The organism is Phocaeicola coprocola DSM 17136 (assembly GCF_000154845.1).
GTDB classification, from domain to species: domain Bacteria; phylum Bacteroidota; class Bacteroidia; order Bacteroidales; family Bacteroidaceae; genus Phocaeicola; species Phocaeicola coprocola.
Map to the genome: position 1 here is coordinate 1 of NZ_DS981502.1, position 24,463 is coordinate 24,463.

A 24,463-nucleotide genomic window follows, 5' to 3' on the forward strand; every position below is an offset into this window, starting at 1 on the left:
TTTGGGGATTGGCATCCGTGCCGGTAGCGGCCTTCTGTACTCCCATGTACACGTGGTAGCCCGACGTAGGCGTGCTGATTTGACGTCATCCCCACCTTCCTCACATCTACGATGGCAGTCTGGCCAGAGCCCTCAGCTTAACCTGTTAGTAACTGACCACGAGGGTTGCGCTCGTTATGGCACTTAAGCCGACACCTCACGGCACGAGCTGACGACAACCATGCAGCACCTTCACAGACGCCTTGCGGCTTACAAGTTTCCTCGTAATTCGTCTGCAATTTAAGCCCGGGTAAGGTTCCTCGCGTATCATCGAATTAAACCACATGTTCCTCCGCTTGTGCGGGCCCCCGTCAATTCCTTTGAGTTTCACCGTTGCCGGCGTACTCCCCAGGTGGGATACTTAATGCTTTCGCTTGGCCGCTGACAGTATATCGCCAACAGCGAGTATCCATCGTTTACCGTGTGGACTACCAGGGTATCTAATCCTGTTTGATACCCACACTTTCGAGCATGAACGTCAGTTACAGTTTAGCAAGCTGCCTTCGCAATCGGGGTTCTTCGTGATATCTAAGCATTTCACCGCTACACCACGAATTCCGCCTGCCTCAACTGCACTCAAGGAAACCAGTATCAACTGCAATTTTACGGTTGAGCCGCAAACTTTCACAACTGACTTAATCTCCCGTCTGCGCTCCCTTTAAACCCAATAAATCCGGATAACGCTCGCATCCTCCGTATTACCGCGGCTGCTGGCACGGAGTTAGCCGATGCTTATTCATACGGTACATACAAAATCCTACACGTAGGAAACTTTATTCCCGTATAAAAGAAGTTTACAATCCGTAGGACCTTCATCCTTCACGCTACTTGGCTGGTTCAGGCTCTCGCCCATTGACCAATATTCCTCACTGCTGCCTCCCGTAGGAGTTTGGACCGTGTCTCAGTTCCAATGTGGGGGACCTTCCTCTCAGAACCCCTATCCATCGCAGGCTAGGTGGGCCGTTACCCCGCCTACTACCTAATGGAACGCATCCCCATCGTTTACCAATAAATCTTTAATGGTGCCATCATGCAATCTCACCATACTATCAGGTATTAATCTTTCTTTCGAAAGGCTATCCCTGAGTAAACGGAAGGTTGGATACGTGTTACTCACCCGTGCGCCGGTCGCCATCAAACTTAGCAAGCTAAGTTCATGCTGCCCCTCGACTTGCATGTGTTAAGCCTGTAGCTAGCGTTCATCCTGAGCCAGGATCAAACTCTTCATTGTAAAATATCTTTTTACTCTTGCGAGTACTTTTTGTCTCTGTTCAGGTGACCGAATGTTTCTTGATTGTTTAATCAGATTGACGGTTTTATCACTTCATCACGGATACACATTATTATATCACATGACTACTGCTTGTACTACATTTCGTTTGTTTATCTAAAGTCTTTCAAAGAACTATCTCTTATTTCTAAGCTTCCGTTTGTTAGCGAAAGCGTTTGCAAAGGTAAGAGGTTTTTTCTTAACCACCAAATTTTTTCGAAGTTTTTTTTCGAAAAAATTTTTCAGCGGTCAGAAACCGGAACCGCAAGCCCTTCTCGCTCCCTTAGCACCGCTAAGGTAAGATACAAGGCAACACCCGAAAAACCGGAAACCTCACGTTCACTCTGTCAATGCTTTACTGCGTTTCTCTCTCGAAAGCGGGTGCAAAATTACGCACTTTTTCGCAAACTCCAACTTTTACACGACTTTTTTTTGACCGTTTTTCAAAGTTTTTTCGTAAAACGCTGGAAAACAGGTATGTTATGCGGCATATTTTTTCAGCATTCGCAGAAGGAGGATGAAAACATACACAATAATATTTATTGCGCGGGCGGGCGCATGCGCGCGAAGAAAAATACACCGCATTATCCGCAAAAAGCGACACGGCGCCAAAACAACGCCTTCTCTTCATCAAAACAACGGCATCTTTTCACTAAAAATACACCTTCTTTTTTAAAAATTACAGCATATTTTTTTCAGCATAACGAACAGACTGATTATCAGTACCGACGGAAATGCACAAAGCGGCACTGTTTCTTCAAGTAAAAATATACCATTCATGTCCGATGAATATGCAAAAAAACAAGTATGTATTTAAGAATCTCGTGTCGCTCTAAACCGGAATTCTACAAATAAACATGACGAACACGCAATAAAAAACAAAAGATAAAAATCTTCATATTATCAATAAATTCAAGAAATATCATTCATGTTAATTAAAAAATTAACTTTGCAATGATAAACACAAACACTATAAAAACACATGAAAAATATAAAATTTATCTATCTTTTAATTTTGTTATGCTGTACTATTTGTAAAATAGATGCACAACCTCCTCATACTTTTACACAATATAAGACATCCGATGGATTATATCAAAAAACGATTATGCATATTCTCCAAGACACCAAAGGATTTATTTGGTTTGCCACTTGGGATGGAATTTATAAATTTGATGGTTATCATTTTAAAAATTACAAAAACAGAAAAGGAAATAATAATGGATTCAATAACAGCCGAATAGACTATTTAGCGGAAGGAGAACAGTCATATCTATGGATGATAAGCTACGATTTACAAGTATACCGCTTCGATATGGAAAACGAAATTTTCTTGTCATTACCATATTCTAACTATCAGGCAGAATCAATTCATCCATCCCACTACGGCCATACATGGATTATAACAAACAAAGGAGACCTTATTGAAGCTTATAATTCTACAGATAGAAAAACATTACGTGCTTATAATTTTTTCGATAAAAACCATTTATCCAAAAGCAAAGTATATAACTTATTGGAAGATGATAAAAACAATTTATGGATTCTTTCACAAGCAGGAATCTATAAATTAATATTCAACAAGAATCATTTATATACCATTCATTACTACAAATTACCTAATTCTGTGTACGATGCAACTGAAACAGATACAGATATTTACTTCTCTGGAAGCAAAGGTCGCATCTGGCAGTATAATAAGAAAAATAATAAATTTACATTATTTTATACTGCAACCCAAAGTAATATAAACATTATACGCAACATAGGTTCCAATAAATTATTTCTCGGTACAAAAGACGACGGAATATTAATATATGAAATATCCCAAGGAACTACTGCACATTTCACAGCTCAAACAAACAAAGAACTTAAAAATAACTACATTAAAGAAGTCTTTATAGATAGCAGGAATGAAGTTTGGATACGTTCCGCAAATACATTGGGAATAACTCATCTTTCTTTTAATCCAGTTCCACAACTGAAACACTTTACCATTAAAGATAGGTATAATGAGCAGACAGTCAACTCCCGACCTGAAATGTACGTGTGTGAAGACATAAATCACAATCTATGGATACATCCTTCAGGAGGAGGATTAGGATATTATGAAAGAAAAACAAATATACTTAAGCCATTTTTCAATACTGAACGCCAATCAGGATGGGATTCAGAAAATAAAGTCACAGCTATATTCTCTGACAGACAGGGAAATCTTTGGCTTGGCTCTTATAATAATGGATTAGAAAAAGTCACATTTAATACTAACCCATTTCATCTATATCAAAATGTCCCTTCAGATAATGAATCACTTGAAAATTACACACGTGCAAATTTCCAAGATAGCAAAGGAAATATATGGATGGGAATAAAGGACCAAACCATACGAATATATGACAATAACTTACATTTTAAAGGATTTCTCACCAAAGATGGTTCTATATCACCTTTTCAAAAAGATAAAATTGGAACAGCATATTGTTTTACAGAGGACCATAAAGGGCGTATCTGGATAGGAACAAAAGGAGATGGAATAATTATAGCAACTCCTCTGCAAAAAAATAAGTACGCATTAAATTATCACATGCATGAAACGACAAATTTGCATAGTTTAAGTGACAACAATGTATATAGCATGTGTGAGGATAAATACAAACGTATGTGGATAGCCACTTTTGGAGGAGGAGTCAATTATGTAAATTTAAATACTAATGACTATATATTCTATCATTCTGCCAACTCTCTAAAAAAATATCCAATAAATCTTTGCAGTCGTGCTCGATATGTAATAAGCGATAGCATAGGAAGAATATGGATAGGAACAACCAACGGATTACTACTTACAGATGTAACCTCAACTCGTGCAGAAGATATAACCTTCAAACATTATACATACGATGATACAAATCCCAATAGTCTTAGCAACAATAATATACACCAAATTTTATTTAGTAAAATAAATGGAAATATTTATCTTGCAACTTTTGGAGGAGGACTAAACAAAGCAATACAAGATAATAATGGGAACCTGCTTTTTCAAGCATATACTACCCAAAATCATTTACCTGCAAATGTTATTTTATCCATAGAGGAAGATAATAAAGGCAACCTATGGTTAGCTACAGAAGAAGAATTATGTAAATTCAACCCTTCTACTAAAGAAGTTATAACATACTCATCCTGGGATCTTCCCACTTATTTTAAATTTAATGAAGGAGAAGCATTACATACTCCAAACAACTATTTACTATTCAATACATTCAAAGGTGCACTCTATTTTCACCCCGACTCAATTCGAAATAGTGAATATATTCCTCCTATTGTATTTACCCAATTTCAATCAGGAGAGAAAATCATAACACCTTCTGATAGTAGCTTGATTCATAAAAACATAGATGATATCTATCAAATAACATTACCATATCACCAAAATGCATTCAACATTCAGTTTGCTGCATTAGACATGAAAAATCACGATAATCTGTTTTATGCCTATAGACTGGATGGATTCGAAACAAACTGGAACTATATAGGACAAGAACGTTCGGCCAACTACACCAATCTCCCTAAAGGTCATTATATTCTAAAAGTCCGCTCTACAAACAGTGACGGTATTTGGGTAGATAATACTCGAAGCATAGACATAACAGTTTTACCCTCATTTTGGGAAACACCATGGGCATATCTACTATATACACTTCTTATTTCAGTAATAATATTTATTACTTCCTATATTTTATTTGTTATCTATCGACTAAAACATAAGGTTTCTATCGAACAAGAAATATCTGATATCAAATTACGTTTTTTTACAAATATATCTCACGAACTTCGTACTCCACTTACACTAATAACGGGACCGGTAGAACAGTTACTAAACAATAAAACCATAGAAGATAAAGCTCGTGAACAATTACTTATCATAGAACGAAATGCCAATCGAATGCTTCGTTTGGTCAATCAAATTCTTGATTTCAGAAAAATACAAAATAAAAAGATGAAAATGCATGTACAGCAATTTGATCTCCTTCCTTTCATACGCCAAATCATGGAGAATTTTAATTATTTGGCAAATGAGCAACATATTAACTTATCATTAAATGCTCCTGAACACCCAGTTATTTTATGGGCTGATATCGACAAATTGGAAAAAATCATTTTCAACTTAATATCAAATGCTTTTAAATACACTCCCAAAGAAAAAAATATTATAGTAAAAGTAACAGAAAATGAAAAAATCATATCTATCAGTATCATAGACCAAGGTATTGGAATGACTAAAAATCAGCTAAAACGCTTATTTATACGTTTTGAAACCTTTTCCGACCAACATATCCATACTCAAGAAAGTACAGGAATAGGATTATCGCTAACCAAAGAACTTGTAGAAATGCATAATGGAACTATTACAGTAGAAAGCCAACCTAACGAAGGAAGTTGTTTTACTGTAAATCTACAAAAAGGTAACGGTCATTTCAGTCCTAATACAGAATTCATAGTATCCGATGATATTATGAATAAAACCATAAAACCAATAATGGCCAATAATACGATTATTACAACCACAGAAGATTCAGAACAAAAAACAGAAGAAAACAAAGATTCAATTTTGTTGGTAGAAGATAATGATGAGCTTCGCCGCTTTCTTAAAACAATATTAGCGGAATCTTATTCTATCTTAGAAGCAGACAATGGAGAAACAGGTATAAAAATTGCTTTAGAGCAATTGCCCGATATTATCATTAGTGATATCATGATGCCTCAAAAGAATGGTATAGAACTATTGAATGAACTAAAAAACAATATATCAACCAGCCACATTCCTATAATTTTACTTAGTGCTAAATCGTCTATCGAAAGTAAACTAGAAGGGATGCAATATGGCGCAGACGACTATATAACCAAGCCATTTAGTGCAACTTACTTAAAAGCCCGAATACACAACCTAGTAGAACAACGCAAACGTTTGCAACAAATTTATTGTCAGACACTGTTTTCTCCAAAATCAGAAAAGAAATCCGTAAAAGAGGAAAATATGCCTGTATTATCTGCATCAGACCAGAAATTTATGGATAAACTTATCCAAACAATAACAGAAAACATGGATAATTGTGATTTTTCTGTGGACAATATGGCTTTATCTGTTGATATGAGCCGTTCAAACTTTTTCAGAAAACTAAAAGGCATAACAGGACAATCACCTATTGATTTCTTAAAACAAATGAAAATGAAACGAGCTTTACAATTAATAGAAAATAAAGAATATAATATTTCAGAAATAGCTTATATGGTAGGATTCAATGACGCCCATTACTTTAGTAAATGTTTCAAGCAAACCTATGGCATATCTCCTACCGAATATAAAAATAATATTGATAGGTAATATTTATTATCACTAGACTTTATACAGAAATACAGGCTGATTATTTGAAACCTGTATTTCTGTATAAAAATTATTTCTTACTTTCCAGAATAATAAGAACTCCATTCTTTTAAATCTGGAAAAACAACATCTATTTTTATACGATCAGCTTCATCACGAGTCAAAACTTTCGCCCAAGATACGCGTCTGGAAATATCAGCCCCTTCACCTCTATTATTATATTCCAAATAACGAGCAGTCTGTTCATTCTGAGGATTCCCCCAATTATGCCACCCTTCAGGACGGATATGTTTTCCCAGATAACAATTCATAAACAAGGTATAGGCTGCTTCACGCCAGGGACGCCCTAAGTAAACTTTCAAATCATCTTTTCCCGTCAACTTACATTCATTAAAAATATATCCAAATGGATGTGAAGCAGGAGTAGATGCAGCCGTAATATAAGAATCAGCCTTACTGTGTATAACACAATGTTCGAACCAGCAAGTAGCAGGACCAAAAATAAAATCGGTAGTTCCTTCTATATAAGCAATACTTCGGTAAATTTTTACCGAAAGATTAAAAGTTAAACAACAGAACCGGCAAAAGCTGGTTCGGAAACACTAAAGAGGTCATTGAAATGTTGTCAAAAACGAATGGTTAAGCATGAAGAAATGTGCTGAAAAAGGAGAGCTAACATGCTGATAATAAAGGATGAAAGTATTGCATGATTCGTTATTTCTTAGTAAATTAGAAGTCTCTGAACTCTTCTGATTATGACTAAAGAAACACTCCTTATGCAATACCAATCCGAGTGCCTGTCGGCTCTCAAATCAGTAGCGAATATACAAAAACCTTTTGAAAAAACGTTCATGGACACCATGAAATTATTCATGGCCATCCCGGATCGTATAAACTTCCTCCAATTGGGCAGATATGGCTGTTTCTCAGAACAGACTTATCGTAACCTTTTTGAGCATGAAACTTTCGACTGGTTTGCGTTCAACGGCTCTATCATCAGCAAGCATCTCACAGGCAAAAGAAAAGCCATCGCCATCGATCCTTCCTATATTCCCAAATCAGGCAAGAAGACACCTTGGATAGGTTACTTCTGGTCTGGTTGTGCAGGAGAATACAAGCGTGGACTGGAAATCATGGGCATCGGTGTCATTGACATCGACAATCATGAATGCATGACTTTAGGTTCCATTCAGACGCCGGATTGTAAGACCTTGGATAATATGGACAAGAGCCTCGTTGACTGGTACAGCAGCTATCTTATCAGTAGAAAAGACAAGCTACAGAGCCTGTCCAGAACGGTGGTTGCAGACGCATTCTTTTCCAAGGAAACATTCATAACACCTATGTGTGAGAACGATTTCCATGTCATCAGCCGCTTTCGGAATGACGTAATCCTGTACTATCCGACATTGGAGCAGAAAACAGGAAAACGTGGTCATCCCAAGTGGTTTGACGGCAGGATTGACTTTGCCAATCTGGATTTGACCCGGTGCAAGGAATACGAGGTGAACAAAGGAAAGCTATACGGATTGAGGGTATATGCAAAAGCTCTCAAAAGGTATGTTTCCTTAGCCGTCTGGTATCCGATGGACGGGAGGACAGACAAGTGGCAGCTTTACTTCTCTACAGACGATTCCATGGATGGACGTGAGGTGCTGGATTATTACAGAACCAGGTTCCAACTGGAATTTTGCTTTAGAGATGGCAAGCAGCATGCAGGAATCACCAACTGCCAGTCAACCGACTTCAGGAAGTTGGATTTTCACTTCAATGCATCGCTCGCAGCTGTCAACTTGGCCAAAGCGGCATGTAAGAGGCTCGGAATAGCCTATTCCATATCCTCTTGCAAGTCTTTCATACACAATGCTTATATGCTTGAACGATTTATTTGCGTGTTCGGGATTAACCCAGACCCGCAAGTTATTGACAAACTTTTCAAAGAACTCATTTTATTTACTGCCAGAGCCGCTTAGGCTTGGCGAATTTTTAACGAACTATTGATATAAGTATTGTAAAAATAAAAACGTCCATATTTGTTTCCTGTAAATACTGTATCCTGATTTCCCAATAAACGACAATTTATAATAACCGATTCTGTTCCCTCTAAATGTAAGGCTACCGCTTGTCCCTGCATTTGAGAAGCATTCTCAATTGTCAGATTTTCTAAACGAATACCATCGCCATGTACCAAAACAGTGTACGAACTGAATGTCCCCATGTTATTTTTATTAGCATTGTCGTCATAAGATATTATGGTATTTGCCGGATCATCTCCTATCAGACTTATATTACACCATGCAGCCGGAATAACCAGTTTTTCACGATATATGCCAGGCTTTACTTTTATGACACTACGCTGCTCCTGGTATACAAGAACTGAATTTACGGCTTCTTGAATTGTCAAATAATCACCACTGCCATCCTGAGCAACAACTTTATAATATATAGATTCAGGAAAAGCTTTTATAGAAAAAAAGATACATATTAATCCCACTATAAACTTCATAATACAAAAAATTAAATGCCAAGTTACATATCACATCAGTATCTATGTAACTTGGCTGTATAAATTAATAATTAGGATTTTGTTCCAAATTCGGATTATTTGTTATTTGGATTGCTGGTATAGGATATATACCTCTCCAAGATTCAGTTTTTTCTGTTTTGTAAAACCAAGTATTATTAAAGAAAGATCCGAAACGAATCATATCTCTTCTACGCTGATTTTCCCAAATAAATTCACGAGCACGTTCTTCTTCTATTTTTTGTAAAGTCAAATCAGACCACTCAGGACAATTACTACGACGACGTACTTGATTTACTAATTCTAATGCAACATCCAAATCCTGATTTAACCGGAACAAAGCTTCTGCTTTCATTAAAAGAACATTAGAGTAACGTTCCAATACATAATCATTATCTCCTTTACTTCCGGCCCAAACAACTCCAACCGGAGAATATTTTAAAACACGATATCCCTCATTTTCTTGTGCAGAAATCATATCTTTAATAGTAGTTAAAACCAACTGATTTCCATTTTCATCACATAAAGGTGTTACTCCATCTTGATAATACTGTGGTCCATATTCTAATAACTCCAAACGTTCATCACCCTTCTCATATCTATTTAAAGCTTCATCCGTGAAACAATAACCATTCGCCGGTGCAAAAGGAAGATCATATTTTTTTTGGTCTAAGGCATGTTGCGCATACAATATAAATTCATTACCATCTACTCCTTTGGAAGGATCTACAGAGAAAGCTGTAATAATTTCCTTCGAATTAGCTTCATTTGTAGCCAAGAAACAATCGCCAACTCTATCTTCCAATTCATAACTATTGGTTTCAATAACATTGTCACACATAGTTACAACCTTATCATATTGTGCAGTTCCAGAATAAACTTCAGCATTCAAATATAATGAAGCTAAAGCTGTATAAACTGCTTCTTTTGTCAAACGAGGATAGTAATCTGTTTTATTAACCTCTTTAATAGAAGGTAAATCCTTTGCTGCTTCAGTAAATTCATCCACGACAAATTTAAAAACTTCTGCACGAGGAGTCGTTTTAGGCAAATTATTGGGATCAACACGAGCCTCAGTAAAAACAGGAACATTTCCCCAATAATCCATAGCATAGTAATACCCATAGGCACGTAAAGCACGAACTTCTGCAATAAGTGGTTTTAAGCTTTCAACTATTGGAGAAGCTTCTAAACTAGCCATAACCGCATTTGCAGCACCAATACCCGGAAATACATAAGTTCCCCAACAAGTAGCTATACGCTCATTATTAGGTGTTACTTTATGCGACATCATCTCCATATTACCTTCATCATACCATCCTCCACTAGCTCTACCTGGACAGAAAAATTCATCTGTACCAAATTCTCCAATACGCCATCCGTCACCACCAGCTCTTGACATATACGAAAGATATGAATAAACACCAACAACCGAAGACAATGCTTCTTCCTCTGTTTGATAATAAGTTTCAGGAGATAATCTACCGTATAATTCTTCATCAAGATCTAAACAAGAAGTTAAAGAACCAACTCCTAGACAAGATAAGAATATTAGTTTTATTATATTTTTTGTTTTCATATGCTTACTTATTTTAAAGATGATTAGAAAGAAAGATTAATACCCATGCTAAATGTTCTAGCTTTAGGATAACTTAAATAATCAACTCCCAATGGAGCAACTCCTGTACGTGATATTTCCGAATTGACCTCAGGGTCAGCACCAGAATAACCTGTAATAACAAACAGATTTTGTGCAGAAACAAATACTCTGGCATTTGAAATATATAATTTCGGTAAACTAAAATTATATCCCAAAGAAAGATTATCCAAACGCACAAAAGAACCATCTTCAATAAATCGTGAAGAATAAACTTTTGCCTGATCACGATTAACACCTGAGGTTACAGCTTCTTTTAATACATTTCTACCAGGAAGATTACTTAAATATGCCAAGTTATTGGCTGTGCAATTATATACATCATTACCTATACTTCCTCGGAAATTCAATGATAATGTCCAATTTTTATATTGAAGATTTGTTCCCAATCCAAATGTCAAGTCTGGTTGAGCACACCCAATAACCTCCGGTTCTCCATCGTTAGCAAATTGCTCTACTCCATCTACTACACCAATGAATCGTTTACCATAAAATGTACCTATCGGTTGTCCTGGCATAATCAATTGAGCATATGTACCAGATAATCCTTGTCCTTGACACGGCGCAACTTGCATATTATCTCCTGTCCACTGGCCATTAGACAAACTTACCACCTCATTTTTATTATGACTTAAATTCAAGTTTGCATCCCAAGCGAAATTTTTTGTACGCATTAAATCAAATGACAAATCTAATTCAATACCTTGATTAGTAACTGTTCCAACATTCGCTATTTGTGTAGTAATTAATGAAGGAGAAGGAACTGCTACAGATAAAAGAAGGTCCGTTGTCTTTTTATAATAATAATCTATACTACCTCTAATTTTTCCATTAAGAAATCCAAAATCAATACCTATATCAGTTTGAGCAGTTTGTTCCCACTTCAAATCAGGATTTGTATATTGTTGAGGTAGTACTATAGTTATCTTTTCTCCTCCAACTAAATAACCATTGGTACTTGCTCCCAAAGTACTTAAAGAATTATAATTACCTATTTCCTGACTACCTGTGATACCAAAACTAGCACGAAGTTTCAAATCAGACATTATATCGTTCTGAAAAAAATCTTCTTGTGAAATACGCCAAGATGCAGCAACAGAAGGAAAGATACCCCATTTATTACCAGAACCAAATCGGCTAGATCCATCTCGACGAACTGTTGCTGTCAACAAATATTTATCTGCATAGTTATAATTTATACGTCCATACATAGATATCAAGGTATTACTTTCAGCATAACTGCTAACAGATTCAACTGTCTGTGCAGCTGCCAGACTATACCACTTAAAATTATCAGATAAAAATCCATAAGCTTTTGTAGTCTGTCCTTCGCTATAAAAATATTGCCAAGAATATCCTACCATCGCATCAATATTATGTTTTCCAAAACTTTGATTATATTTTAAAATGGTTTCCAATAGCTTTGAATAATCAGATAGTTTCTGCACAGTCACATATCCATTATTACCGTTTCCCAATAAATTACTTTTTGAAATATAAGAATTACGATTTATTGTATTCTTATTATATCCTGCATTTACCTGCAAGGTAAAAGGCTTATAGAAATTCCAGTCAGCAGTAAGATTTCCTAAAAATTGACTTGTCGCACGTTCATCCAATAATTCTTTAGAGAATGAAGCTGGATTTACACGATATGGAGGCACATCATAATAATCACCTTCTTCATTATAAATTGGATAAGTGGGATTGAAAACATAAGCTTCATACAGCATACTACTTCCCATTTCACTACCTACAGTATTTGAAACAGGAGCCTGATCTGAATTTGTTTCTCCATAACTAATATTCATATTTAGTTTCAACTTATCATTTAATGCTTTATGATTGATATTCATACGAGCATTAGCACTTTTCATGCCTGAACCCTCCATAACACCATTTTGATTACTATAACCAGCAGAAGCACGATAGCTAGTATTCTCACTACCACTCATAAAAGAAACATAATGATTTTGGCTAATCGCAGTACGGAAAATAACATCTTGCCAATCCGTATTTTGTCCTTTATCATCCAAAGTCAAACCTAATTCAGATACAGTCTTACGATACTCATCACCTGTTAAAACATCCAGCTTTTTTGCAACAGTAGAAACACCTAAATTAAAACTATAATCTAGTTGACGCATTCCCGCTTTTCCTTTTTTGGTAGTAATCATAATTACTCCATTAGCACCTCTAGAACCATAAATTGCAGTAGCAGAAGCATCTTTCAATATATTTATAGATTCAATGTCATTAGGATTAATATTAGATAGCGGATTTATAGGCTCTTGATCAAAAAAATCAGTAGTGGAGGACCCTATATTACTTTGGTTTACTCCGGCAGAAGTTGAAATAGGTACTCCATCAATTACATATAAAGGGTCATTCGAAGCAGTAATAGATGTTCCTCCACGAACACGAATCGTATTAGAACCTCCAGGTTTACCACTATTCTGGCTGATATTCACACCTGAAAATGCTCCTTGCATTAACTGCTGAGGAGTTAAATCTGTACCTAATTTAAAATTATCACTAGTAATAGAGGAAACAGAACCTGTTAAATCCGATTTTTTCATTGTACCATATCCTACTACTACAACTTCTTCCAAAGCTTGCATATCATCTTTTAAAACGATATCTACTACCGACCGATTACTGACCTTTACTTCCTGAGTAGAATATCCTATATAAGAAAATACTAAAACAGAATTACCCGATGGTATTTCTAAGCTATATTTACCATCTATATCTGTAATGGTTCCTGTTGTAGAAGCATTTTTAATAGTAACATTAACTCCAATCAAGGGTTCATTCTTTGAATCAGTGACGATTCCAGAAACGGTTCTTTTCTGTGCCATGATATTTTGCACACAAAGTATCATCAGAATAAAACTAACAATACTGAAATGTTTGATTAATTTGTTTTTCATTGACTTAAGATTTAAAATTCATATGGGCAAATTTATGCTATAAGCAAAATAAGAAAAGGTAAAAACTGACCAAAGAAGTAGAATAAATGATATTCAGCAAGAATTTCGTAACGTATGGACATGAAAAAAGGAGTACCGCTGTACTCCAACCTTTGTTAACCTTAAATCTAATACTATGAAAAACACAGTGCAAAGATACGGACTTATAGGAAACTAACAAAAAAAGAGATAAGAAAAATATGCTTTATAACACGTTTTAAGAAAAGCATGAATTTCTCATCTCTTTTTTAACAATTTGTTTATAATCCAAGCTTTGCAGAAATTTCCAACATTTTCTTAATAGGCCGGATTGCCTTATCGGCGATTTCATTATCAACTATTACTTCAGGCCACTCATACTTCAATGTATTATACAATTTTTCGAGTGTATTCAAACGCATGAAGTTACATTCATTACATGCACAAGTACTGTCTTCGGGAGGAGCCGGAATAAAATTCTTTTCCGGACATTTCTTTCTCATTTCATAAAGAATTCCACTCTCCGTAGCCACTATAAAGTTCTTTTTGTCACTAGCAATAGCATGCTTCAACAAACCGGCTGTTGATCCTACCTTATCGGCAAGTTTAGCCACTGCACCTTTACATTCAGGATGCACCAGCACATCCGCATCAGGATATTGCTTTTTCAGTTCGATAATTTTCTCAACAGAAAATTTTTCATGTACATGACAAGCACCATCCCAAAGTAACATGTTCCGGTTAGTAATAGAGTTAATATAATTACCCAAATTTTTATCAGGACCAAAAATTATTTTTTGTTCCTTTGCAAAACTCTCTACTATCTGCTTGGCATTAGTAGATGTAACCACTACATCAGTCACTGCCTTTACCGCAGCACTGGTATTGACATACGAAATAACAGTATGATCAGGATGCTCTTTGACAAACTGAGAAAACTTATCAGCTGGACAACTGTCGGCAAGTGAACATCCGGCATTGAAATCAGGAATCAGAACTTTTTTATCCGGACACAATATTTTAGCAGTTTCTCCCATGAAGTGTACTCCACACATCACAATTATATCTGCATCTGTTTTAGCAGCCCATTGTGCCAACGCAAGACTGTCTCCAATAAAGTCAGCAATTTCCTGTATTTCGTCAGCCTGGTAGTAGTGCCCCAGAATTACGGCATTCTTTTCTTTACGCAACTTGTCTATCTCAGCTTTCAGATCAAGCGTCTTATCTACGGGTTCAGTAACATAACCCTTTTTCAACCATTCTTCTTTATTCATTATTAGATTATATTTTTTCTTCTTTTTTTGAAAGAATATATGATAGTTATAATAGCCCGTTAATAGTGTTAGTAAAAAGAATACCGGATTTCTTGCTTTTTAGGTTATAAATATCCGAGCATGAGATATTAAATAGCCATTAACAAGCTTATGTCTTGATATTACACGATTTACCGCTTCTATTAACTATTTGTTGATATGTCGCAAAGTTAAAAACTTTCCCCTTATTCACTTCTGATTTTTGGCTAAAAAATATGTTTAAACTTGTGATGAAACTTTCTGTTAAGTTTCTTGGAATGTTTGTTTTGTGAAAGCTATAATGTTTTCTTCGGATAATACAAGATTTATTTTTCATTTTCTTTGCTTAGGTTTTTTACACCTTTTCCACCGTTTTCAACAAGGTTATAAATATAGTTTCTATCTTTGTGAACGAATAAAGATTGAATTATGTCTGAATTGAGAAAACTGAAAATAACTGAAATGAACCGCTTGTCGGTGGAGGAATTTAAGGAAGCTGAAAAACTTCCATTGGTAGTTGTACTGGATGAAGTTCGTAGCTTGCATAATATAGGTGCTGTATTCCGTACTTCAGATGCTTTTTTGGTTAATTGTATTTATTTATGTGGCATTACTGCTACACCTCCTCATCCAGAGATGCATAAGACGGCCTTAGGAGCTGAATATACTGTTGATTGGAAATATTGTAAACAGACACAAGAAGCTGTAAATGAACTTCATGCAGAGGGATATACTGTACTGGCTATTGAACAGTGTGAAGGGAGCACAATGCTCGATCATCTGGTTTTAGACCCCAATAAAAAATATGCCATTGTTATGGGAAATGAGGTAAAAGGCGTACAGCAGGAAGTCGTAGATATGTGTGACGGATGTATTGAAATACCTCAGTACGGTACAAAGCATTCACTGAATGTATCTGTTACTACTGGTATTGTTTTATGGGAGTTTGCCAATAAAATGATGAAAAGATAAAAAGATACATCCTGGTTTCAGACAGTTAAAACCAGGATGTATTATTGTTGATAAACATATTGATAACTTGTTAATTTATTGATTTACAGCGTTGTTATAATTGTCCGTTCTCAACAAGAGTAACAATTTTTTCTATCATCTTGTCTTCATCATCCGGATGATATTCTTTTTTCAGACTGGCTCCAAACAATGCTGCAAAAGCTTGGTAAAATCCAGCTTTGAATGGTCCCATAAATGCTTTTACCAACTGATAAGATGACTGATTACATTCTCTGTTAACCAGTTTTATCAGTAATTTACCTTGTGCGAAGGTAAGTTTCTTCATTCTGGGGGTATATTGTTCTTTCAGTCCTTTCTCTACCATTTTTATATGACGTGTGCGGGCTTTGTCATTAGGCAAGGTTTGCAAATACTCGTAGGTTTCTATAACGGCTCTGTTAATTTCTTTAGCCAGAGGGAGAGTTTTCTTTACGTCCCTTACAAGCTTATAATAATATCGCTCCTGTTTTTTGCTTTTAAATCTCAGACGTGGGTATACATATATATTTCTCAGCGTTATACAAGGTATAGTATCTCCCTGATATACACAAACGGGAACCATATATCCCTTTGTTTCCGATTGGGAATGCTTTTGTGCGTTGGCTTTCAGTGCAAAAGCTGTTAGCAGAAATAGTAATATGTATACACTATTTTTCATGAACGCAAAAATACGCATAATAATGAAGTCATGTCTGATAATACGAATTTTTAACTTATAAAGGTCGTTGAAAAGCTGTGAATAGGATGTTGATAAGAGTGTTTATTGTTTGTATATTAGTAAGTTATACTGTCGTTAATCTGCAAGCTCAATCCAATTGGATTGAATGGAAAGAAGATGTTTCTGAAGCAGAGGAAATGAGTGGATGGCAAGAACAATACGAATTTTTGAGTGAACTGGCTGAACATCCTTTTAATATTAACACAATAACGAAAGAACAACTGGAGCAACTACCTTTCCTTTCCGATAAAATCATAGAAAATATCTTGTATTATATATATAAATATGGTCCCATGGTGAGTAAGAAAGAGTTGTTGGGTATAGAAGGTATGGACTGGCAGACCAGAAGATTTTTAGAGGACTTTATTTATATTGGAGCGTCTGATAAAGAGGAAGATAAAGTTTATTGGAAAAATGTGTTGAAGTATAATAAACAGGAGTTGTTAACACGTGTGGATATCCCCTTGTACATGAAATCCGGATATGCTGATCATAGCGAAGAAGTCTTAGAAAAATATCCTAACCGTAAGTATTATGGTAATCCGGTTTATCATAACTTACGTTATCGGTTTCAGTATCGAAATCAATTATATATGGGGCTGACTGCTGAAAAAGATGCTGGAGAGCCTTTCTTTTGTAAATACAATAAAAAAGGATATGATTTCTATTCTGCTTATTTCTTTTTACAGGACGTAAAGAAGTTGAAGTCGTTGGCGATAGGTAATTATCGGGTAAGTTTTGGGTATGGACTGGTTATTAACACAGGAGGGTTTAGTTTTGGTAAGTCAGGTTCATTAGGAACCATGAACCGGTTTGGGCGGGGAATTGCTAAATATACTTCTACGGATGAAAATAATTATTTGCAAGGAATCGCTGCTACTTATAAGTTGAAAAAACGTTGGACATTGTCTGCTTTTTACTCATTTCGTAAAAAGGATGCACGAGTAGAAGATATGTTTATAAGATCGTTGAAAACAGATGGGTTTCATCGGTTGAAGAAAGATATGGAAAAGAAAAATATGGTAAACAATCAATTGATTGGGAGTAATTTAACATATAATGGAAAAACTGTTGAATTGGGTTTAACAGGTGTTTATACAGTTTTCAACAAGGTGTTGAATCCTGATTTACGTCCATATAATTTGTATTATCCTCGAGGAAAATATTTTTTCAACATAGGAACAAACTACAAATTTTTTCTCCACAAATTTATATTTTCAGGAGAGACAGCTTTCGATAAATCAGGCAAGATTGCTACATTAAATATGTTGAGTTATTCACCGGCTGTTCATACTAGTTTATTACTTATTAACCGATATTATGACAAGCGTTATCAGGCTATTCACGCAAATGCTTTCGGAGAAAACTCACAGCTTCAAAATGAAACAGGCGTTTATATAGGGTTGGAATCTAGTTATTTAAGGAAATTGAAAATCTTATGTTATGCCGATTTCTTTCATTTTTTCTATCGGAGATATCAGGTTGATAGAGATCATACATCCGGTATTGATGGTTTGTTTCAATTAAGTTATTCACCTATTAATTCACTGGTGATGTTAATAAAGTATAGTCATAAGAATAAGGCAAAGAATTACACTTCAGACAGTGACGGAAAGTACGTGTTACCTTATATCCGTCAGCGTATACATTATCAACTTTCTTATAAACCTTGTGAAATATTCTGGTTAAAAACTGCCGCAGAATATGTGCGTACTTCTTATTATAAGAATATAAACAGTTCGAATGGAGGATTTGTTAATGGTACACTTGGTGCAAAACTGTCTTTTATTCCTATGCAAATATCATGTAGCGGGGCTTGGTTTCATACACAAAGTTATGATTCCCGTATTTATATGTATGAGCCAGGATTGTTATACGCCTTCTCTATGTCCTCTTTTTATGGCAGGGGAAGCCGTTGGGCAGTCAACTTAAAATATAGTTATAAAGATCGGTTTATTATTCAGGGGAAATGGGGGATAACTTGTTATAATGACCGTGATAAAATAAGTTCCGGAACTGAAGAAATTCAGGGAAACCGTAAAGCTGATTTACAATTACAGTTGAAAGTAAAGTGGTAATCGAAATATATTGTGTACTTTTGCTTGTGAACTAAAACTAATATGACTTATGTCAACAGTTATTTATCCTTCTCCTATATTTGGTCCCGTGCATAGCCGGCGACTGGGTGTTTCGTTGGGAATAAACTTGCTTCCTGCCGATGGTAAGTTTTGCACATTCGACTGTATCTATTGTGAATGCGGATATAATAAAGATCATCGTCCTAAACAGAAACTTCCTACCCGCGAAGAAGTGTGCGAGGCGTTGGAACATCGTTTAATTGATATGCAAGCAAACGGTCCTGTTCCTGATGTACTGACATTTGCAGGTAACGGAGAACCTACGGCGCATCCTCATTTTCCAGAAATAATAGATGACACATTAGCATTGCGCGATAAATATTTCCCTCATGCAAAAGTCAGTGTGCTGAGTAATTCCACCTTTATTCACAAGGAAAAAGTGTTTAATGCACTGAATAAGATAGATAACAACATATTGAAACTTGATACGGTTGACGCAGAATATATTCAGCGGGTAGACCGTCCGTCGGGAGCTTACGATGTTAATAAGATTGTTGAAACGATGAAAGCTTTTAAAGGAAAGCTGATCATTCAGACTATGTTTATGAAGGGAAAAACAGACGAAGGTAAAGATGTTGATAATACATCCGATCGTTTTGTACTTCCCTGGATTGAGATTGTTAAACAGATTGCTCCCCGTCAGGTAATGATTTACACAATAGACCGTGAAACTCCCGATCAGTCTCTGCAAAAAGCTACACACGAAGAACTGGACCGTATCGTGGAACTGCTTAAGAAAGCAGGTCTGAATGCTACAGCCTCTTATTGAAAAAAGATATAAGTTGTGTTGAAAGAAAGCTATTTCAATGAATAAAGTTGGAATAGCTTTTTTTTATTTGATAAGCGATTCTTTACAAGAAGGCATAAAAAAAGGAGTACCGCTGTACTCCAACCTTTGTTAACCTTAAATCTAATACTATGAAAAACACAGTGCAAAGATACGGACTTTCTGGAAACTAACAAGCGAAACTCATTAAAATCTATGCTTTATAACATGTTTTAATAAGTTCCGCTCGTTTGCTAAAAGGTTTTAACAATATAAGGTCTATTTGTTACCTTCATCGAATTCTGCTATTTCTCTTGTTGCGACTTCCAGTGCTTCATTAATGTTACTACAGATATTTTCTTTACCCAGCAGTTCATAGAATCCGGATTTTTCGAGTACGGCATGTACACGTTCGTTTACTCCGGAAAGGATAATATGTATATTTTCCTTTTGTGACATTTCACACAGTGTTGTCAGGTTATGAATACCTGTCGAATCGATGAACGGAACTTTACGCATACGGATGATACGAATTTTCGGTCGGTCACCCAAACGTGCCATTATTTCTTCAAATTTGGTAGCAATACCAAAGAAATACGGACCGTTTATTTCGTATACCTCTACCCCATTAGGAATGATAAGATGCTCTTCGTGTACTTCCAGGTCTGATTCTTTATTCGGATCTATCTCGTCGGTGATAACAGAAATCTGTGTTGTTTCCATAACACGTTTCATAAACAGTACACAAGCTATAACCAGTCCGACTTCGATAGCTACAGTCAAATCGAAGATAACGGTCAGGAAAAAGGTTATCAACAAGACAGTCACATCCGATTTCGGGTTTTTCAACAGTCCCTTGAACACACGCCATCCACTCATGTTATACGATACGATAACGAGAACACCGGCCAGACATGCCATCGGAATATATTGTGCAAGCGGCATCAGGAATAATAAGATGAGTAACAGAACTACCGCATGAACGATACCCGAAACAGGCGATTTACCTCCGTTGTTGATATTCGTCATGGTTCTCGCAATAGCACCTGTTGCCGGAATACCTCCGAAAATAGGTGATACGAAATTGGCTATACCCTGTGCAATCAATTCTGTATTCGAATCATGACGGTCGCCGATTACACCATCTGCTACTGTAGCCGAAAGCAAAGATTCGATAGCTCCCAGTACAGCAATGGTAATGGCTACCGGGAAAAGATTCTTGATAGCTTCCCAGTCTAATGCGGGTACAGCAGCTGCGGGGAGTTGTGCCTTGATGCTGAAGCGGTCGCCGATTGTATCGATACAAGTGATTCCTCCATACGTTTTCAGCAGATATACTCCTACAGTTACCAGTATGATAGCAATTAAAGAGCCTGGAATCTTTTTAGAAAACTTAGGAGTAATGGCAATGATAAAGATACTTACTAAGCTCACTATTACATTCCACCAGTTTACAGTGTCAAAATGGTGGAAGTATAAAATCCATTTTCCTATAAAATCCCCCGGCATCTTTTCACCTCCGAACTGTAGTCCGAAGATATCTGCTATCTGAGTAGTAAAGATAGTTACTGCAATACCGCTTGTAAATCCTACAATAATGGGATAAGGAATAAATTTAATGATTGTCCCCAGCTTGAATACTCCTAATAATATAAGGAGTACACCAGCCATCATCGTGGCAACCATCAGGCCTTCGATGCCATATTCTTGGATGATACCGTAGATGATAACGATAAAAGCACCGGTTGGTCCTCCGATCTGTACCTTGCTTCCCCCAAGAAACGAAATGATGAATCCTGCAACAATCGCTGTGATAATACCCTTTTCAGGACTTACTCCTGAAGCTATACCGAATGCGATGGCAAGAGGCAATGCTACTATACCTACAATAATACCTGCCATCAGGTCGGTAGTAAAGTCTGTTTTCGTATAATTTTTCAGTGTAGAAAACAGTTTAGGCTGAAAATCCAATTTTACCATATATGTGTTTTGTTATAAATTATAAAAAGAAGTGCAAAAGTATATATTTATTTGAATATTTAGGCTGATAATAAGGTTATTATTTATATTGCATGAGTGAAATTTATTAATAATACTTAAATAAAAAGTTGTAATGATTACAAATTTGAATAAAAGTATTACCTTTACAATATCAAATTAAGAATATACATGTTTAACCAATTAAATAACTAACGATTATGGGAAAAAGTATCAAAGGAACAAGAACAGAGAAGAACTTAGGCATTTCATTTGCTGGTGAATCACAGGCAAGAATGCGCTATACATATTATGCTAGTGCAGCAAAGAAAGAAGGTTACGAACAGATTGCTGCCATCTTTGCTGAAACTGCTGATCAGGAAAAAGAACATGCAAAGCGTATGTTCAAGTGGCTGGAAGGCGGTATGGTAGAAATTACAGCCAGCTATCCTTCAGGTGTAATCGGAACAACACTCGAAAACTTGAAAGCTGCGGCTGCAGGTGAAAACGAAGAATGGTCGCTCGACTATCCTAAGTTTGCAGACATTGCAGATGAAGAAGGTTTCCCTGCTATTGCGAAGATGTATCGTGAAATTGCTGTTGCAGAAAAAGGACACGAAGAAAGATACCTTGCTCTGGCAAAGAATGTAGAAGAAGGAAAGGTATTCAAGAAAGACGCCGAGGTAGTATGGCAGTGCCGTAACTGTGGTTACTTATATGTAGGTACGGAAGCTCCTGAAACTTGTCCGGCATGTTTACATCCACAGGCATATTTCGAAGTAAAGAAAAATAATTATTAATATTGGATATGTATGACTAAAGCGCAGAACTTCCGAATATGAGTTCTGCGCTTTTTTATACACGTAAAAAATACCTATTTTGAGGTATTGTGGTGTTTATCAGAATTTATGATTTTTGTAACACTGAGAAATACTAATCATTTAAATAAAAATGAATATGAAAATAAAATCAATTATAGGTCGTGAAATACTCGATTCACGAGGAAATCCTACGGTAGAGGTTGAAGTAAGACTGGAATCTGGCGTGATGGGACGTGCATCTGTTCCTTCCGGAGCATCTACCGGTGAACATGAAGCTCTCGAACTTCGTGATAAAGATTCTAACCGTTACGGTGGAAAAGGTGTGTTGAAAGCTGTTGAAAACGTAAATAAGGTTATTGCTCCGGCTTTGACTGGATGGTCTGTTCTGGAACAGCGGGCTATCGACAAGAAAATGCTTGAGCTGGATGGCACGCCAACCAAGTCGAATTTAGGTGCAAATGCTATTTTAGGAGTTTCTCTTGCAGTGGCAAAGGCTGCGGCAAACTATCTGGATATACCTTTATACCGTTATATAGGTGGAGTAAATACATTTGTAATGCCTGTTCCGATGATGAATATTATCAACGGAGGTTCACACAGTGATGCGCCTATTGCCTTTCAGGAATTTATGATCCGTCCGGTGGGAGCACCTTCTTTCCGCGAAGGTCTTCGTATGGGGGCTGAAGTTTTCCATGCTTTGAAGAAAGTATTGCATGATAGAGGTCTGAGCACTGCTGTAGGTGATGAAGGAGGTTTTGCTCCTGCACTGAATGGAACAGAAGATGCGCTGGAATCTATTCTTGCAGCTATCCGGCAGACAGGTTACGAACCGGGCAAAGATGTGATGATCGGTATGGACTGTGCTTCATCCGAGTTTTATAGAGATGGACTGTACGATTATACAATTTTTGAAGGTGAAAAGGGCAAGAAGCGTACATCAGAAGAACAGATTGCCTATCTGGAAGAACTTATCAACAAATATCCTATCGACTCCATCGAAGATGGTATGAGTGAAAACGACTGGGAGGGATGGAAAAAACTTACCGAACGTATCGGTGGACGCTGCCAGCTGGTAGGCGATGACCTGTTCGTTACAAATGTAGAATTCCTTTCGAAAGGTATTGAGCTGGGATGTGCCAATTCCATCCTTATTAAAGTAAATCAGATCGGCTCACTCAGTGAAACACTGGATGCAATCGAAATGGCTCATCGTCATGGATATACTACGGTTACCTCTCATCGCTCAGGAGAAACTGAAGATGCTACGATTGCCGATATAGCTGTTGCTACCAACAGTGGTCAGATTAAAACCGGTTCATTGAGCCGTTCAGACCGTATGGCAAAATACAATCAGTTGTTGCGTATCGAAGAAGAACTGGGTGACCTGGCTGTATATGGATACAAGCGTATCAAATAAAAAAGTTAGTCATATTTGAAATTCTAAATTGTAAAGGCTGTTGTCTTCGGACAGCAGCCTTTTCTTTTCGTAAAAAGATGCTGAAGTTTCCTCCTTTTTTTGTACAAATTTTGAAAAGTTTTGTACAATATCCTGAGATACTTTGTACAACTTCAGAAATATTTTGTACGAATTTTGCTTAAGATTTCAGCATGTTTTGGTGAAAAGATCGAGAAGAATAAAAAAAGGAGGCGGTTTGAGGCTATGAAATGGTATGTTAAGGAGGAAAATCACAGAAAAATGAAGAAAATTTGAAAAAAAGTTATGCAGAATGTTTGGAGGTTTCAAAAAAAGTCGTACCTTTGCAACCGCAATCGAGAGAGAAAGCGACAAAAAACTTAATGGTGCGTTAGTTCAGTTGGTTAGAATACATGCCTGTCACGCATGGGGTCACGGGTTCGAGTCCCGTACGCACCGCGAAGGAGTTCCGAATTTATTCGGAACTCTTTTTTGTTTTATA

At 36.5% G+C, this 24,463-nt stretch carries 13 protein-coding genes, 1 tRNA gene, 1 rRNA gene and 1 pseudogene; 8 read left to right on the plus strand and 8 right to left on the minus strand.

Annotated features, from left to right (window positions below):
- A 16S ribosomal RNA gene (locus tag BACCOP_RS15165) occupies positions 1–1,270 on the minus strand; the annotation flags it as partial.
- 1,021 nt (positions 1,271–2,291) lie between these two features.
- On the opposite strand from BACCOP_RS15165, the gene BACCOP_RS15170 reads away from it, so the two are divergent.
- On the plus strand, positions 2,292–6,692 hold the full coding sequence (locus BACCOP_RS15170) for a hybrid sensor histidine kinase/response regulator transcription factor (RefSeq protein ID WP_007570692.1): 4,401 nt from the start codon (positions 2,292–2,294) through the stop codon (positions 6,690–6,692).
- A gap of 77 nt (positions 6,693–6,769) precedes the next feature.
- On the opposite strand, the pseudogene BACCOP_RS20060 reads toward BACCOP_RS15170, so the two are convergent.
- Positions 6,770–7,219, minus strand: a pseudogene (locus tag BACCOP_RS20060) (pectinesterase family protein); the annotation flags it as partial.
- Positions 7,220–7,447: 228 nt separating this feature from the next.
- Here BACCOP_RS20060 and BACCOP_RS15180 point away from each other — a divergent pair.
- On the plus strand, positions 7,448–8,665 hold the full coding sequence (locus BACCOP_RS15180) for a transposase (protein WP_007566468.1): 1,218 nt from the start codon (positions 7,448–7,450) through the stop codon (positions 8,663–8,665).
- On the opposite strand, the gene BACCOP_RS15185 is transcribed toward BACCOP_RS15180, so the two are convergent.
- The 4 genes from BACCOP_RS15185 to nadA all read right to left on the minus strand — a co-directional run bounded on the left by BACCOP_RS15185 (position 8,662) and on the right by nadA (position 15,098).
- On the minus strand, positions 8,662–9,198 hold the full coding sequence (locus BACCOP_RS15185) for a pectinesterase family protein (protein WP_007570696.1): 537 nt from the start codon (positions 9,196–9,198) through the stop codon (positions 8,662–8,664). The genes BACCOP_RS15180 and BACCOP_RS15185 overlap by 4 nt on opposite strands.
- Positions 9,199–9,262: 64 nt before the next feature.
- The gene (locus BACCOP_RS15190; protein WP_040312155.1) at positions 9,263–10,795 is read right to left on the minus strand and encodes a RagB/SusD family nutrient uptake outer membrane protein; all 1,533 of its coding nucleotides are present in this window, start codon (positions 10,793–10,795) and stop codon (positions 9,263–9,265) included.
- 23 nt (positions 10,796–10,818) lie between these two features.
- Positions 10,819–13,806, minus strand: a complete 2,988-nt coding sequence (locus tag BACCOP_RS15195; protein ID WP_007570701.1) for a SusC/RagA family TonB-linked outer membrane protein — start codon at positions 13,804–13,806, stop codon at positions 10,819–10,821.
- A gap of 299 nt (positions 13,807–14,105) precedes the next feature.
- Complete coding sequence (gene nadA, locus BACCOP_RS15200) at positions 14,106–15,098, minus strand: quinolinate synthase NadA (RefSeq protein WP_007570703.1); 993 nt, start codon at positions 15,096–15,098, stop codon at positions 14,106–14,108.
- A gap of 456 nt (positions 15,099–15,554) precedes the next feature.
- On the opposite strand from nadA, the gene BACCOP_RS15205 reads away from it, so the two are divergent.
- A complete protein-coding gene (locus tag BACCOP_RS15205) occupies positions 15,555–16,088 on the plus strand; it encodes an RNA methyltransferase (RefSeq protein WP_040312161.1) in 534 nt (177 codons plus the stop codon).
- Positions 16,089–16,182: 94 nt separating this feature from the next.
- Here the strand turns inward: BACCOP_RS15205 and BACCOP_RS15210 are convergent, their stop codons facing one another.
- Positions 16,183–16,785, minus strand: a complete 603-nt coding sequence (locus BACCOP_RS15210; protein ID WP_040312162.1) for a DUF4294 domain-containing protein — start codon at positions 16,783–16,785, stop codon at positions 16,183–16,185.
- An 86-nt stretch (positions 16,786–16,871) separates the two neighbouring features.
- On the opposite strand from BACCOP_RS15210, the gene BACCOP_RS15215 reads away from it, so the two are divergent.
- Together BACCOP_RS15215 and BACCOP_RS15220 are read left to right on the plus strand one after the other, a co-directional pair.
- Entirely contained in the window at positions 16,872–18,923 is a 2,052-nt protein-coding gene (locus BACCOP_RS15215; RefSeq protein ID WP_007570709.1) for a helix-hairpin-helix domain-containing protein, read from the plus strand.
- Between the two features lie 49 nt (positions 18,924–18,972).
- Positions 18,973–19,752 (plus strand): radical SAM protein, encoded by a 780-nt coding sequence (locus BACCOP_RS15220; RefSeq protein ID WP_007570711.1) that lies wholly within the window; start codon positions 18,973–18,975, stop codon positions 19,750–19,752.
- A 276-nt stretch (positions 19,753–20,028) separates the two neighbouring features.
- Here BACCOP_RS15220 and BACCOP_RS15225 read toward each other — a convergent pair whose 3' ends face one another.
- Positions 20,029–21,729: a SulP family inorganic anion transporter gene (locus BACCOP_RS15225; RefSeq protein ID WP_007570713.1), complete on the minus strand. Its 1,701-nt coding sequence runs from the start codon at positions 21,727–21,729 to the stop codon at positions 20,029–20,031.
- A gap of 218 nt (positions 21,730–21,947) precedes the next feature.
- Between BACCOP_RS15225 and rbr the strand changes: the two genes are divergently transcribed.
- From rbr to BACCOP_RS15240, 3 genes are all read left to right on the plus strand, one after another.
- The gene (gene rbr, locus BACCOP_RS15230; RefSeq protein WP_007570715.1) at positions 21,948–22,526 is read left to right on the plus strand and encodes a rubrerythrin; all 579 of its coding nucleotides are present in this window, start codon (positions 21,948–21,950) and stop codon (positions 22,524–22,526) included.
- A 157-nt stretch (positions 22,527–22,683) separates the two neighbouring features.
- Positions 22,684–23,964, plus strand: a complete 1,281-nt coding sequence (eno, locus tag BACCOP_RS15235; RefSeq protein WP_040312163.1) for a phosphopyruvate hydratase — start codon at positions 22,684–22,686, stop codon at positions 23,962–23,964.
- A gap of 382 nt (positions 23,965–24,346) precedes the next feature.
- A tRNA-Asp gene (locus BACCOP_RS15240) sits at positions 24,347–24,420 on the plus strand.
- The last annotated feature ends 43 nt before the right edge of the window (positions 24,421–24,463 follow it).

Coding starts and splice junctions, on each gene's coding strand:
- BACCOP_RS15225 (WP_007570713.1), bottom strand. CDS start 21,729: ATGGTAAAATTGGATTTTCAGCCTAAACTGTTTTCTACACTGAAAAAT.
- BACCOP_RS15195 (WP_007570701.1), bottom strand. CDS start 13,806: ATGAAAAACAAATTAATCAAACATTTCAGTATTGTTAGTTTTATTCTG.
- BACCOP_RS15190 (WP_040312155.1), bottom strand. CDS start 10,795: ATGAAAACAAAAAATATAATAAAACTAATATTCTTATCTTGTCTAGGA.
- BACCOP_RS15210 (WP_040312162.1), bottom strand. CDS start 16,785: ATGAAAAATAGTGTATACATATTACTATTTCTGCTAACAGCTTTTGCA.
- BACCOP_RS15180 (WP_007566468.1), top strand. CDS start 7,448: ATGACTAAAGAAACACTCCTTATGCAATACCAATCCGAGTGCCTGTCG.
- BACCOP_RS15185 (WP_007570696.1), bottom strand. CDS start 9,198: ATGAAGTTTATAGTGGGATTAATATGTATCTTTTTTTCTATAAAAGCT.
- BACCOP_RS15170 (WP_007570692.1), top strand. CDS start 2,292: ATGAAAAATATAAAATTTATCTATCTTTTAATTTTGTTATGCTGTACT.
- rbr (WP_007570715.1), top strand. CDS start 21,948: ATGGGAAAAAGTATCAAAGGAACAAGAACAGAGAAGAACTTAGGCATT.
- BACCOP_RS15215 (WP_007570709.1), top strand. CDS start 16,872: ATGTTGATAAGAGTGTTTATTGTTTGTATATTAGTAAGTTATACTGTC.
- eno (WP_040312163.1), top strand. CDS start 22,684: ATGAAAATAAAATCAATTATAGGTCGTGAAATACTCGATTCACGAGGA.
- BACCOP_RS15220 (WP_007570711.1), top strand. CDS start 18,973: ATGTCAACAGTTATTTATCCTTCTCCTATATTTGGTCCCGTGCATAGC.
- nadA (WP_007570703.1), bottom strand. CDS start 15,098: ATGAATAAAGAAGAATGGTTGAAAAAGGGTTATGTTACTGAACCCGTA.